The sequence below is a fragment of the Candidatus Kuenenia stuttgartiensis genome (assembly GCF_900232105.1).
Classification (GTDB): domain Bacteria; phylum Planctomycetota; class Brocadiia; order Brocadiales; family Brocadiaceae; genus Kuenenia; species Kuenenia stuttgartiensis_A.
The window spans coordinates 1,155,439-1,169,071 of record NZ_LT934425.1 but is presented as its reverse complement, the minus strand read 5'-3'; the positions used below and the strand labels follow the sequence as shown (position 1 = coordinate 1,169,071).

General features: G+C 41.2%; 6 protein-coding genes and 1 pseudogene. 6 read left to right on the top strand and 1 reads right to left on the bottom strand.

What is annotated here, in order from left to right:
- Positions 1-320 precede the first annotated feature (320 nt).
- Positions 321-3,071, bottom strand: a complete 2,751-nt coding sequence (locus KSMBR1_RS05350) for a Glu/Leu/Phe/Val dehydrogenase dimerization domain-containing protein (protein WP_099324395.1) — start codon at positions 3,069-3,071, stop codon at positions 321-323.
- A 486-nt stretch (positions 3,072-3,557) separates the two neighbouring features.
- On the opposite strand from KSMBR1_RS05350, the gene KSMBR1_RS05345 reads away from it, so the two are divergent.
- The 6 genes and pseudogenes from KSMBR1_RS05345 to KSMBR1_RS05320 all read left to right on the top strand — a co-directional run bounded on the left by KSMBR1_RS05345 (position 3,558) and on the right by KSMBR1_RS05320 (position 13,473).
- On the top strand, positions 3,558-4,013 hold the full coding sequence (locus KSMBR1_RS05345; RefSeq protein ID WP_099324394.1) for a CBS domain-containing protein: 456 nt from the start codon (positions 3,558-3,560) through the stop codon (positions 4,011-4,013).
- Between the two features lie 131 nt (positions 4,014-4,144).
- Complete coding sequence (locus KSMBR1_RS05340) at positions 4,145-5,407, top strand: argininosuccinate synthase (protein ID WP_099324393.1); 1,263 nt, start codon at positions 4,145-4,147, stop codon at positions 5,405-5,407.
- Positions 5,408-5,856: 449 nt separating this feature from the next.
- Entirely contained in the window at positions 5,857-7,620 is a 1,764-nt protein-coding gene (locus KSMBR1_RS05335; protein WP_230405752.1) for a B12-binding domain-containing radical SAM protein, read from the top strand.
- 87 nt (positions 7,621-7,707) lie between these two features.
- Positions 7,708-8,778, top strand: a pseudogene (locus KSMBR1_RS23205) (PDDEXK nuclease domain-containing protein).
- Positions 8,779-8,999: 221 nt separating this feature from the next.
- Positions 9,000-12,056, top strand: a complete 3,057-nt coding sequence (locus KSMBR1_RS05325; protein ID WP_164994655.1) for a PAS domain S-box protein — start codon at positions 9,000-9,002, stop codon at positions 12,054-12,056.
- A gap of 10 nt (positions 12,057-12,066) precedes the next feature.
- Complete coding sequence (locus KSMBR1_RS05320) at positions 12,067-13,473, top strand: sigma-54-dependent transcriptional regulator (protein ID WP_099324391.1); 1,407 nt, start codon at positions 12,067-12,069, stop codon at positions 13,471-13,473.
- Positions 13,474-13,633: the final 160 nt, after the last annotated feature.

Genomic DNA, 13,633 nt, shown 5'->3' with positions numbered 1-13,633 from the left:
GGTTGTTTTTGATCAAATAATTCATAGCACCTTAGTTATTTGAAAAATCCAAGGGGACATAAAAAACAATGTAGCCCCTTTAGGGGCGGTCTGTTTGTAGCGCAATAAAATTCAACAGGTAAATAGCTACGTAGGAACGGCCTGTATATGATTGACAGGAAGACAGGCCGCTCCTACGTAGCTTATCGGTAATACGTTTTTTTTAAAATCAAAGTGTTACAATAATTCTTAACTTAATGACATTGGTTTACAAACCTGAACCCGCCGGTAGTCGTGTAATGTTTACGCTTAATAGTTACTGTTTTTTTTGCAGTTTTTGTTTACTGCAAATGAAAAAGGCTTACGAGCCTTTCCTTTCCGTTATATTTTACTTTAACACTATTACTATCAAAAAACTTCATTTCTTCAATTTCATCAGCCGTAATTCCCTCTAATTTATTTTGCAGTATGTTTTTGATTTGGTCTTCCCTGTCTCCTAATTTTACCTTTTCTTCCGGGGACAGGTTTTGGGAGGAAATAATATCTTCAAGGATCAGGCGGTCTAAATCTTTCCCTTTTCTTGCCCTTTTTATAAATTCCAGTTCCCGCTCCCCCATTTGCAATGGTATCTGATTTATGATGTCCTGGACTTCTTCAATTACGGTTTCCACCGTGCTGATAAATTCCACTTCGCCGAAGAGGTCTTTTAGTGTGCTTTTTAAATAATCGTAATGCGTGCAGGCAAGACACAGGTGAGAAATAGTATTTTTTTTTATAAATTCTTTTAAATTTACATAGATGAGGTCTCTTGCTGTTTTGTAAAATTCCTTTTGTTTTTCTTCCGTATCAAAGCTTTTTTTGTATAACATTTCCGATAAGACCGCCAGTAATGGGGTTGGCTTTGCCAACACATGGTATCCTGCTTCTCTGATACGTTTTTCATAAATGCCGCTTTTTATTGTTCCTACCGTGCCAATAATGCCAATCCTTGCGTCTTTTGGCAGCGCGTTTATTTTTAATAATGTTTTCTTTACAGGGCCAATAAATTGCATGTGTGGAAAACGGATACGTAATTTTTTATGATTAACCATGGTATCCACCGTATTGCAGGCAAAGCAGACGATGACGTCTCTGGGAATGATCCCCAGCCAGATGAATACTGTTTTAAGAAAGTACGGAGTATTATAAATAAACCGGTAGAAAAACCCGTTTGATTGATGCATGGTTTTGCAGCGTTCGTTTATTTCATGAACTGCCCGAAAGGTGATGTCATTTATTTCCTCCTTTGATTTTTGTCCGAACGGGAAATTCGCCTTGTCGGTAAAAAGCAGCAGTTTTATATTTCCCACGGGCAGTATCCTGTTAAGTTTTTCCGTTACAATAATCCCGCCCTGTCCGGAATCAAAGATGCCTATTATTAAGGGTTTCTTGTCTTTCATTTTCTTTTGCGGTGCATTTTTTGCCTCCATGGTGCTGGTGATTCTTTTGATAGCCGCCACATCGCCTGCGACCGATAAATCAATGGAGTGTTTTTCCACCAGGTTTTTGAATACATTATTTTTTAAAACGTTTTCGATTCTCGATATAATATCTTTAAAGACGTATTCTTTTTCCCAGTAGTCATTCTGGGCATTTTGTATTTTTTCAAGGTAAGATGCGATAATTCCTCCGGATTTTACAATGGAATCTCTGGCAACAATCTTCCCTTTTTTTATCAGTATGTGATACCCTTCCTGGGAGATGCCTGCATTTGCAGCAGAAATAACATAACGGGCCTGAATGCTTTCAGCATTATGGTCGTGTATCTGGTTTTCTATGGCAGCCAGAAAAACGATGTCAACCTTTTCATTCAGTAGTTGATAGGGTTCGGCATAAACACTTGCTCCCCGGAAGCCATAAATGCCGCCGCATGTTTCTTTATGCCTGATTAACGCATCTACGTCTATCCCCTCATAATTATACACCGCCACTAATTTCTTTTCTCTCCGTTCATATTCGCTTACCGCAACTACTTTTGCTCCTTTTCGTGAAAAGAACTGTGACGCGTTTAACCCGATGTTGTCAAAACCGTGAATAACAACCGTCTTTTCCGCCAAATAATTCTTTCTTTCCCTTCCAATCCGTACTTTTAAATAGTCTTTTGGATCTTCATTGTGCCAAACCAGAATATTCGTGATTTCCACCGCAGCAAATGCTGTGGCTTCTCCTCTGCCTGCTAATCCGCCGTGAGTTTTAAACGTAACGGCGCCCAATTCCGGGACGCTTCTTTTTGCTTCCGCCGGTATTTTTATTTCCTTTGCAAACGCCGCTGCTGTTTTTAAATAAGGCAAATCTACTGTCCATACAATCTCAGCATCCCTGATGCTTTTTAATTTTTCCAAAAGCCCTTTTTCTCTGATTTTTTCCATCTCAGTTAATGCCCTGAAATGGCCATCTGCAATAGAATCCATCATTGCGCCATCGGTGCCTATGTCCGGGCCGGGGGAATATGCATCATACCCCATAATCCCTTCTTTTGTAAGTAAGTAACCTACTTCCCTGACCAATCTCCTTTTTTCATTATTTGTCAGGTCAATGGATTTAAGAAATAGTTCTCCCCTGTCATATTCCGGTTTGCCAAGAAAAATTCCGCACATTCCTCCACCAAGCGGGAGGGAATATAGAGCAAGTTTTAACGTGGTTACAATGGAAAGGGCTTCAATTCCCTCAGAGACCCATTCAAAACAAAATTCACGTATTTCATCAAGAGATGTCTTTTGTTTCCGTAATTGGTCAAAAAGTTCAAAAAAGCCATCCCCAAGAATATGGGGCGGGATTAACAAGATACCACCTTTAGGCGGGCCAAGGGCAAGATTGTGGAAAACTACCGTTATTCGCAGAACTAATTTTACGCCGCCATCAGTGTAGAATTCCAAAGGTATTTTCCAGACATGCTCAGGCGTCTTAAGAACGGGAAATAATTTATGGCAATTCTTGTAAAAAACGGGATCTTTTTCCCTAATGACTTCAATCGCTTCGTCAAGCCGGTTGTGAACGTTTTTTAAAAGCGGATTTTTAATTTTTCTGTTTCTAAACAAAAGGGACGAATTCATGGGTATATGTGCCGGACATTGAAAATTTGTTTTATTTGCAGGAATAAGGAATGTATTGATTGTTTTAGTTAACTAAATATTTCAATACTTCTCAAGATATTTCCTTTTTCTGATAAAGTTAACAAAAAAAACAAGGGGGAGGTATTTTAAAGTCCAGAACCTAAATGCAGAACCCTGATCCGGGGGAATTGTAAAACTGTAGGGGCGAAGCATTTGCCCGTTTTTCGATCTCGTTCCCAAGCTGGACAGACTTGGAACGAGCGCTTTTGCTTTTTTAAAAAACTAAACTGCTGACTGCTGACTGCTGACTGCTGACCAATGACTAATGACCAACGACTTCCATACGGGAAATGAAAATTTTATTGTAATCACATTTTACTATCTGATATAAAATATGTCCTTCATTTCTTCAATTATTTAAAACCGGAAAACACATCATTGTCAAAATAAATAAACTATTTTTTTAGGGAAGGGAGAGAATATCGTATGAAAATCAGAGACATTATGGTTACAGATCCAACAGTAGTGCCTGCTTCTGGTACATTTTACAACCTAATGGAAATGCTTGGGAAAATCAGGTTTCACGTCATATTTGTGGTGGACGATAAGGAAAAACTTGTTGGGGTTGTAACCGAGACCGACCTCTTAAAGGTGCTTATGCCCAAATATTTAAATTCGGATGACGCATTATTTTCAATTATGGGTGAAGATTATTTTGATAAAAGATGTCTTGAGTGCAAAGATATGGATATTACCGAAATTATGTCAAAACCAATTTTGGCCGCTACTGCCAGCGAGAACGATACCATAATAAAAGTTGCAGCCGCCATGTTGAACAGAAAAATACACGCAGTTCCCGTGTTAAGGGACGGCAAGGTGGTGGGAATTGTGTCGCGTTTGGTTCTTTTACGGTACATGACAAAGGTTGTCAAAAAAAGATAAGGCGTCCGCATTTTGATTTACGATTTACGAGGTACGATTTTAAATCGTAAATCGCAAATCTATCTTGTGTAACATGCTGACAAGCCTGTAAGCTAAATTGTGTAATTTAACACTTGGAGTTTAATGATTTTATGACGAAACAAAGAAAAAAAGTGGTTTTGGCGTATTCCGGCGGGCTTGATACATCTGTGGCCATTAAGTGGATTCCGGAAAAATATGATATGGATGTTATTACGGTGACTGTTGATCTGGGTGCCGTAAAAGATCTTGAATCAATTCGTCAAAAGGCTTTGAAAATAGGGGCAAAGAAGGCCATTGTTGTCGATGCGAAAGATACATTTGTGAAATATTTCGTCATGCCGGCATTGCAGGCGGGCGCATTATATGAAGGGGTGTATCCGTTGGCAACCGCCTTGGGCAGGCCGCTTATTGCGAAATTACTGGCGGATGCGGCAGAAGATGAAAAGGCGGATGCTGTCGCCCATGGTTGCACAGGTAAGGGGAATGATCAGGTTCGTTTGGATGTCTCGTTACAGGTGTTAAACCCGAGATTACAGATTATTGCCCCGTTGCGTGAGTGGAAGATGTCCAGGGATGAAGAAATTCAATATGCGGAAGAACATGGAATCCATGTTGAGGCAAAAGTAAATAGTCCGTACAGCACCGATGAAAACCTCTGGGGGCGAAGTGTTGAGTGCGGCGTATTGGAAGACCCCTGGATGGAACCGCCTGCGGATGTTTATAAATGGACGAGAAATATTAAAGACGTCCCTGACGAACCGGCATATATAGAAATCGATTTTGAAAAAGGTATCCCGATAGCGTTAAATGGCAAAAAAACAGAAGGGGTTGCGCTTATTAATACGCTAAACGCACTGGGGGGAGAGCATGGCGTTGGCCGCATTGATCATATAGAAAACCGGCTGGTGGGGATAAAATCGCGTGAAATTTACGAGGCGCCGGCTGCCATTATACTTCATGCCGCACATAAGGCGCTCGAAGGCATGAATATGACAAAAGATGCTTTGCGCTTTAAGGAAATAGTTTCAAGTCATTATGCTGATTTGATTTACAATGGCCTTTGGTTTTCTGCCTTTCATCAGGATCTTGTCGCTTATGTATTGAGCAGTCAGAGAATTGTGAATGGAACGATTCGCGTAAAATTGTCAAAGGGGTCTTGTGCCGTAGTCGGGAGAAAATCGCCTCACGCCCTTTATAGTGAGGAACTTGCTACTTACCAGAAAACGGACGTCTTTGACCATGCGGCTTCTCTTGGATTTATTAAGATTTACGGTTTGCCTGTAAAGACGCAATCGCAGAAACAGATGAATGTTTTGAGCGGGAGGGAGGCGTTGAATTTGGAGTCAATAATGCCGCCGAAATTATTGCCGTGAATGAGAATAGGTGGTTTTTTTGCGCTGTCAGGGGTTTTCCTCCTGACAGCAACCGTATCGGGCGGTGGGGTGGGGAACTCCTGTCGCTACAGGTACTTTTGCCATCACGCGCAATAAGTAGTATAATTAAATATTAGGAACTGTTGCTCACGAATGGGAATGAAAATATTCACACAAATACGCAAAGACCAAACCGGAACCACACGTTTTATACTTTCAATCCCGCAGGGATTTGTGAAGTATGAAGTATGAAGTATGAGGTACGATTTAAAATCCCAAATCTAAAATCGTAAATCCCAAATCGTACTTCGTAACTGCCCAATTTCCGGTAAGCAGTGCCTGCTATACATAATCCATGCTGAAGCATAGGGTTATGTATGGAATAGTTGTTCAATGAGCGTTGCGTGACGTGGCGCTCACAATGAAACAAGCGTAAGAAAGGTGAAAGAATGAAAGTTTTGTTGCTTTTTCCTCCTTCATGGCATCCTTCTCAACCATATCTCAGTCTGCCTTCCTTAACTGCCTTTTTAAAACAAAACGGCGTCAGCGATGTTATACAGAGAGATTTGAATATCGAGCTGCTGGATATGCTTCTGACGCAGAAAACATGTGGCGAATCTTACAATAAAATTACGGATAAATTACGCGGTTTAGAAGAACGTCTCATAAACAGCCTCAATTATCATGAAGAGAGAAATGCTTTAACAGAGGCAGTGGAAGCACTTCCGTGGTTCATACATCAAGTAGAACGCGCAAAAAATATTTTGAGGTCTGATGCTTTCTATCACCTTGATAGCTATATGGAAGCCGTCCATATTGTGAACGAAGCCCTTCGGCTTATGTCGTCCCTTTTTTATCCTTCAGTGATGACGGCGGTAAGTAACACTATGAGGTTTTCAGTATATTCCTCGAACGATATTTTGCAGGCAATCCATTCAGAGAGAGAAAATATTTTTCTCTCTCTTTATAAAGAATATGTCCTGTCCTCAATTTTGGAAGCGACGCCAAAAATAGTAGGTATTTCTATTACTAACACTTCGCAAATAATACCTGGCCTTACCCTTGCAAAGCTAATAAAAGAACAAAACAGGGAAATACACATCACCGTTGGCGGAAGTGTTTTTACGAAACTCATAGAGGAGTTGAAAAAGGTTGATTCACTTTTTACACTGGTGGACAGCTTTATTGTTTTTGAGGGAGAGCACGCACTACTGGAATTGTGTGCGCAGGTGGATGGCAAAAATGATTTCAAAAAGGTGCCAAATCTTGTTTACCGGGAAAAAGGCGTTATAAAGATTAACGATAATTACTTTTCGGAAGATTTAAATACCTTGCCGACGCCTGATTTTAAAGGGTTCCCTCTGTCTCTTTACTTTACCCCCTCTCTTGTTTTGCCCATACAGACCTCGCGGGGTTGCTATTACAGGAAATGTGCCTTTTGTAATTTGCACCTTGACCATAGAAACTTTCGGTTACGGCGCACTGACCTGATAATGGAAGATATACAGAAACTTTCACGGGAATACCAAACAAAGTGTTTCTTCTTTACGGATGAATCGGTCCCGATGAATAAATTGCGTGAAATTTCTCAATGCTTATTGGAAAGCAGGGATGAAATAAAATGGATGGGAGGCGTGCGTTTTGAAAAAGCCCTTACCGGAGACGTTTTGAAAAAAATGGCGGAAGCAGGGTGTCAAAAGCTGGTGTTTGGATTGGAGTCGTATTGTCAACGTGTGCTGGATAAAATGAAAAAGGGGACAAAACGCGATGTAGTAAAAAAAACGCTGGATGAATGTTTGAAAGCGGGCATTTCGTTTCACCTTTACGTCATAGTGGGGTTTCCAACGGAGACTGAAAATGAAGCGATGGAAACACTTGACTTTGTGCTGAACGAAGAGTATCTGCATTCTGCGGGATATTCTTGTTTGCCGTCATTGTTTGGTATGGAAAAGGATTCGCCGATTGTCAATAATCCTTCGGAGTATGGTTTGGCAAGTATACGGTCACCGATAGGCGAGGATCTGGGGTTAGGGTATTTATATGCAGTGAAGGAGGGTATGTCCCCGCAAAAGGCGGAAGAAATGTATAATTATATGATAAGTAAATTAAGCGGGACATTGTGCCCCTTCCCTTACAATTATTCAATGGCAGACGGATTGTTGTATCTTGTTTATCGGAATAAGAATAATAAGGAAGAGGTTGTTCTCCGGTGAAAATATTCCTGTACGGAGGGGTATAGTCAGGGACATACACTTCAGGGTAGGTTCGGTCAAAACAAAATCAGGGCAGGATATAAAGTGATGAAAAAAAATGTGGAAGATATTGTTGTAAGCAACTTTTATAAGGACGTTCGTTGCCTTATCGAGGAAGCCCGCCATACAGTTGCCTCAACGGTCAATGCCGCTATAACCATGCTTTACTGGCAGATTGGAAAGCGGGTTAATGAATAAATTCTGAAAGGAAAACGGGCGGAATATGGCAGAGAGATTATCGTATCACTGTCACGACAATTAATATTGGAATATGGCAACAATTTTTCCGGAAAAAATCTGCGCAGAATGATTCAATTCGCAGATGTTTACCCATCCAAAGAGATTGTCGTATCGCTGATACGGCATTTAAGCTGGACTCATTTTATCGCACTAATTCCCTTAAAAGAACCTTTGCAACGAGAGTTTTACACTGAAATGTGCAGGGTAGATCGGTGGAGTGTACATACCCTACGCAAGAAGATCGATTCAATGCTTTATGAGCGCACGGCTATTTTCAGAAAACCAGAAGAATTGGCAAAGCACGAATTGGCTGAATTACGTTCTAACGATAAAATATAACCAGACCTTGTTTTTCGTGATCCCTACGTGCTGGATTTTTTAAATCTGAAAGATATATACAGCGAATCTGACATGGAGGCTGCGATTCTAAGGGAACTGGAATCTTTTATTCTGGAACTTGGCGCAGGATTTACCTTTGTTGCCAGACAGAAGCGAATGGCAATTGATAACGAAGACTTCTACCTCGATTTACTCTTTTACCACCGTAAGCTGAAACGGTTGGTGGCTGTCGAACTCAAACTTGGTAAGTTTAAAGCTACCTTCAAGGGACAGATGGAACTCTACCTGCGCTGGTTGAAGAAGTACGAAAAGGAAAAGGATGAGAACGACCATCTTGGACTGGTCCTGTGTGCTGAAGGTGCTCATGAACAGATTGAACTGCTGGAGTTGAACAAGTCTTCCATTAAGATTGCAGAATATTTAACCGAATTGCCTCCAAAAGAGTTGTTGGAAAAGAAACTTCATGCAGCGATTGAGAAATCGAGAGCCTTGCTGGAACAGCGGGCTGGAGAAAGTAAGGAACACGACAGGAAAGAATAAATGTGCCGCAAAAAAAACGAGAAAACACCAAACATCTTACGGCTTGTTCCTAATTTTCCCGTAAGTATTCTTTTACCTTGTTAAAAACACAGATTATGTTTTTATTTAAATCCATAAAAAAAAGTTTCATTTTAATATTGTTATTATGTTCATTTACGCCGTTGTTGCTGCTTCTTTTTTTCGCATTCCCCAAGGCCAAATCTGACCTGGAAGGTGTGTTGGTGCGTAACCTGGAAGGGGTGAAACAGAAGCAGGCAGAGCTGATAAAGATGTGGCTTAATGAGCGGAAACACGAGGCGAAAATGATAACAAAAAATATTTCTGTTTCATTTGCAAGTGCCATTTCCGGCGATGATTTTTCCGCCTTGTCAGCATATACCGAAAAGATTAAAAACGAGTATGGATATAAAACGATAGGTGTTGTCTCCCTGGAGGAAAGCGTGGTTGCTTCGGCTCCAAAACCTGCTGAAAGAAGCAACAGGTATGCTGAGTATTGCCGTGAAGCGCTAATGGGGGAAATGGAGACGTCAGGCATCACGCCTTTTTTCATGGAGGATGAGGCAGGCCGTTCTGCGGAAAGTTATGTAATATTTTTATCTGCTCCGATCCTTAAACCGGACAATTCTCTTCTGGGCGCCGTCGTTTTTGGCATAGATACAACGCCCCTTAACGATATTTTAAAAAATGTAAAGTTAGGGGCAACAGGAGAGACCTTTCTGATTAACCGGGAAGGTTATATGGTAACAGAGTCACGGTTTTTAGAGGAATTAAAAAATTCAGGACTGATACGAAGAAACACCATATTTGAATTAAAAGTATTAAATCCCCGTACCGGAATGCGTACTGCGGGAGCGGCAGAGTGTTTGAGCGGCAGAGATGGATACGATACAAAAGGGTATATTAATTATAACGGATGCAAAGTGTTGGGCGCATGGTGCTGGATTGCCGATATTAACTGCGGGTTGCTTACACAGATAAACATTCACGAAGGCTATGAAACTGCCTATAGTTTAAAAAACTTTGTACTCTCTATGTTAATGGTGCTGGCATTTCCGCTTACCCTGGCTGCTTTTTACTTTAGCAGGAGAATAACCTCTCCTATTTATGAAATTACCGAAGTAACGAAGAAAATAACCGGCGGTGATCTGGGGCAAAGGGTCATATATAAAGAAAGAAACGATGAAATAGGAAAACTGGCAAAAGAGTTTAATGTGATGGCGGCGTCTCTTGAAGAAAAAACGATAAAACTGAGAAATTATACGATTGATCTTGAAAATAAAGTTAAGGAAAGAACACTTGAACTTCAGTCCACCACCAATTTTTTAAATAGTATCCTCGCTGGTTCTACGGAATATTCTATTATTGCCCAGGATTTGAGCGGCAACATTCTTGCTTTTAATAAAGGTGCGAGCTTGATTTTTGGATACCGGCAGGAAGAGATGATTGGCATTGCTAATATAAGAAAACTTCACGTGGAAGAGGATATTGAGTCCGGAAAGGTAGATTTCATCCTTGAAAAGGCCTTTAAGAGCGGACGATTTGAAGGCGAAGTGCTGAAACGGAGGAGAAACGGCGAAGTCTTTCCGGTGCATGATACGGCAACGTTGCGGCGCTCTGAAAATGGGAAACCCATTGGTTTTGTAGTCATTTCAAAGGACATCACAAAGGTTAAGCTGATAGCCCTGGAAAAGGATATTATTAATAATATTAATAAGACAATAGCTTCCGGCATTGATATTAAGGCGGTTTATGAGGCGGTATTCAGGGAATTGAAACGCATGATTGATATTACATGGTTAAGCGTAGCGTATTTTCCGGACGGGCCTGAAATGTTTGAAGAATCGAATATTGTTGACGGGGTGTTGTTGGCAAAAAATTGGCTGGGCATTCAACAACTACCGGGAAAAACAATGGCGCAGGACATTGTTTTTGAAAAGGGAGTCCCCGTCTTTGTTGCGGACACAAGCAGTGGAGAATACGCTTTCGACAACAAACTCTATGAAAAAGAGATACATTCCTATTTATGTTTTCCATTGAAATCAAAAGGGGAATCGATTGGGACGTTAACGTTAGGGAGCTATAAGAAAAACGCTTTTAAGGAAATGCATTATGACGTATTAAACCAGTTGACTTCTCAAATAGCGATTACCATTGAAAATGCCAGGCTGTTTTTGTCTATCAAAGAATCAGAAAAAAAATACAGGGATCTTGTGGAGAATGCGCCGGAAATGATTCACGAGATTCATCCTGAAGGGAATTTTACCGACGTCAACAAAACGGAGCTAAACAAACTGGGATATGCTATTGAAGAAATGAAACAGATGAAACTTGGAGATATCGTTCCTGCCGGTTACCGCGACGAGATAAAACGGCATATAAACCTGATAAAAGAGACGGGAAGCAGCGAGCTGGAAACGGTCTTTCTCTCGAAATCCGGAAATGAAATAAATGTCGAGATTCATGGGACGGGTTTTTACAACCGGAAAACAGGCGAATGTATATTTATCAGAGAGTTTGTCAGAGATATTTCCGAGAGGAAAAGGATGGAAGATCAGGTCAGGCGCTCCGAAAAACTGGCTTCAATGGGTGAACTGGCCGCCGCAATTGCCCATGAAATAAGAAACCCTCTGGGGGCAATCTGCAATTCGGTTGGGATTTTAGATTCACATCTGAAATTGTCCGGACAGGACATGGATTTGCTGGAAATGATTGTCGGGGAATCGGAAAGGTTGGACAGGATTATAAGCGATTTCCTGTCGTTTGCGCATCCCCGCGAGCCTTCCTTAGTTTTGCAGGACATCAAGGGAATAATTAAAAATACCATTTTTCTCTTAGGGCAGGATAAGAGGTTTACGGATAAAATTGAAATAAAGGAAATCTACGAAACCGTACTGCCTAAAGTCTATATTGATACGGATTTAATCCATCAGATATTATGGAATTTATTTATAAATTCTTTGGATGCAATGCCCGATGGCGGCCGAATCAGGATTGTTGTACGGAAAACTACATTATTTTTGAGAAATGCAATCGAGATCATCATATCGGACAACGGGATTGGGATGGCTGAGCACGAAATAAACAAGGTATTTGAGCCTTTTTATACGACAAAATCGGAAGGCACCGGGCTTGGGCTGTCCGTTGTTCAGCGTATCATTGATGAGCATGGAGGTACGATAGATGTGAAGAGTAAATATGGCAGGGGAACGGCTTTTTATATAAAATTGCCCGTTATGAACGAAAAACAGGATGTGCAGGGCAACCTTTTGGCAGGATAATTTTTTAATCATGAAAAACTATAAAATACTTGTAGTAGAAGATCAGGATGCAATGAGAGAGTCCCTCCTGATTGCGTTTAAGGACGAAGGGTATCACGTAGAGTGTGTATCAAGTGGTGAAGGTGCGATTAAGAAGCTGTCGGACGGCAACGTATACGATCTGGTAGTGACGGATTTAAAGATGAAGAAGGTGAATGGTTTGGAGGTGCTCAATGCCGTAAAAACAGAAAATCCGGCGACCGAGGTAATAGTAATTACGGCATATGGCGCTATTAGCACGGCTGTTCAGGCGATCCGGGAAGGCGCGTACGATTATGTCACCAAGCCTTTTCGTTATCAGGAAATGTTAAAGGTTGCTAAGAATGCCCTTGAAAAAAAGGAACTGAAAGAGCGGCTTAAATATCTGGAAGGAGAAGTAAGGGAAAAATATAAGCTGGAGGGGATTATCGGCAATTCTGCCGTTATGGTAGAGGTACTGAAGGTTACAGCAGATGTGAGCCGCACCGAAAGCACTGTCCTGATAACGGGAGAAAGCGGAACCGGGAAAGAGTTGATTGCAAGGGCGATTCATTACAACGGCCCCCGCAGCGGATACCCGTTTGTTGTTATTAATTGCGGCGCGTTACCGGAAAATTTGCAGGAGAGCGAACTCTTTGGCCACGCAAAAGGGTCTTTTACCGGGGCGGTGAAAGAGAAGGTAGGGTTGTTCCACCATGCACATAAGGGAACTATTTTTCTGGATGAAATCGGGGAAACGTCTGCCTCTACCCAGGTAAAACTCTTGCGTTTTCTGCAAGATGGGGAAATTCGACAGGTAGGCGGAAACAAATCAATACATGTGGATGTGAGGATTATTGCCGCAACAAATGAAAATCTTGAGAGGGCTGTTAATCAGGGACGGTTTAGAAAAGACCTGTTTTACCGTATTAACGTTATACGCATCCATTTGCCCCAATTAAAAGAGCGAAAGGAAGACATCCCCTTGCTGGTCAATTATTTTCTGGAGTTGTATACAGATAAATTAAAAAAGGACAAAAGGGTCTTTTCCGGTAGCGCGATGGCTGTTTTGCTGAATTATGATTGGCCGGGCAATATCAGGGAATTGCAAAATATTGTAGAAAGGGCGGTTGCCTTGTCGAAGAATCAGGTAATCGGGGTAGAGGCGCTTCCGCTTCCTACGGGAGGGTTTGTTGCGCATAATAGCAATCCGGAGAGGGATGTGACGGTAAAATCTTCTATTGTTGAAACCCTGTCGGAACAGGAAAAAAACGCCATAGTTGAGGCAATGAATAAATATGGCGGCAACCAGACAAAGGTTTCGCAAGTGCTCGGCATTTCGACAACAACACTTTGGAGAAAGATCAAAAAATACAAAATCAAACCCCAACATGAAATTCCCGATGATGGCATAAAATGATTTCATACTGAAATTGCTATTGCATTATGAAATATTTTTAATGTTTGCCTGCAAATATTTTATTTGAGCGCCCTTTTTCTGATTATTACGCAAATATAGGTATTTATATATGTTACGTTATCAGGGGAAGGTTTTTTTGTTTTTTGTGGGGGTGTTGGTA

Bases quoted from the DNA above. Each gene is read 5' to 3' on its own strand.
- KSMBR1_RS05335 (WP_230405752.1), top strand. From the start codon at position 5,857: ATGAAAGTTTTGTTGCTTTTTCCTCCTTCATGGCATCCTTCTCAACCA.
- KSMBR1_RS05320 (WP_099324391.1), top strand. From the start codon at position 12,067: ATGAAAAACTATAAAATACTTGTAGTAGAAGATCAGGATGCAATGAGA.
- KSMBR1_RS05350 (WP_099324395.1), bottom strand. From the start codon at position 3,071: ATGAATTCGTCCCTTTTGTTTAGAAACAGAAAAATTAAAAATCCGCTT.
- KSMBR1_RS05345 (WP_099324394.1), top strand. From the start codon at position 3,558: ATGAAAATCAGAGACATTATGGTTACAGATCCAACAGTAGTGCCTGCT.
- KSMBR1_RS05340 (WP_099324393.1), top strand. From the start codon at position 4,145: ATGACGAAACAAAGAAAAAAAGTGGTTTTGGCGTATTCCGGCGGGCTT.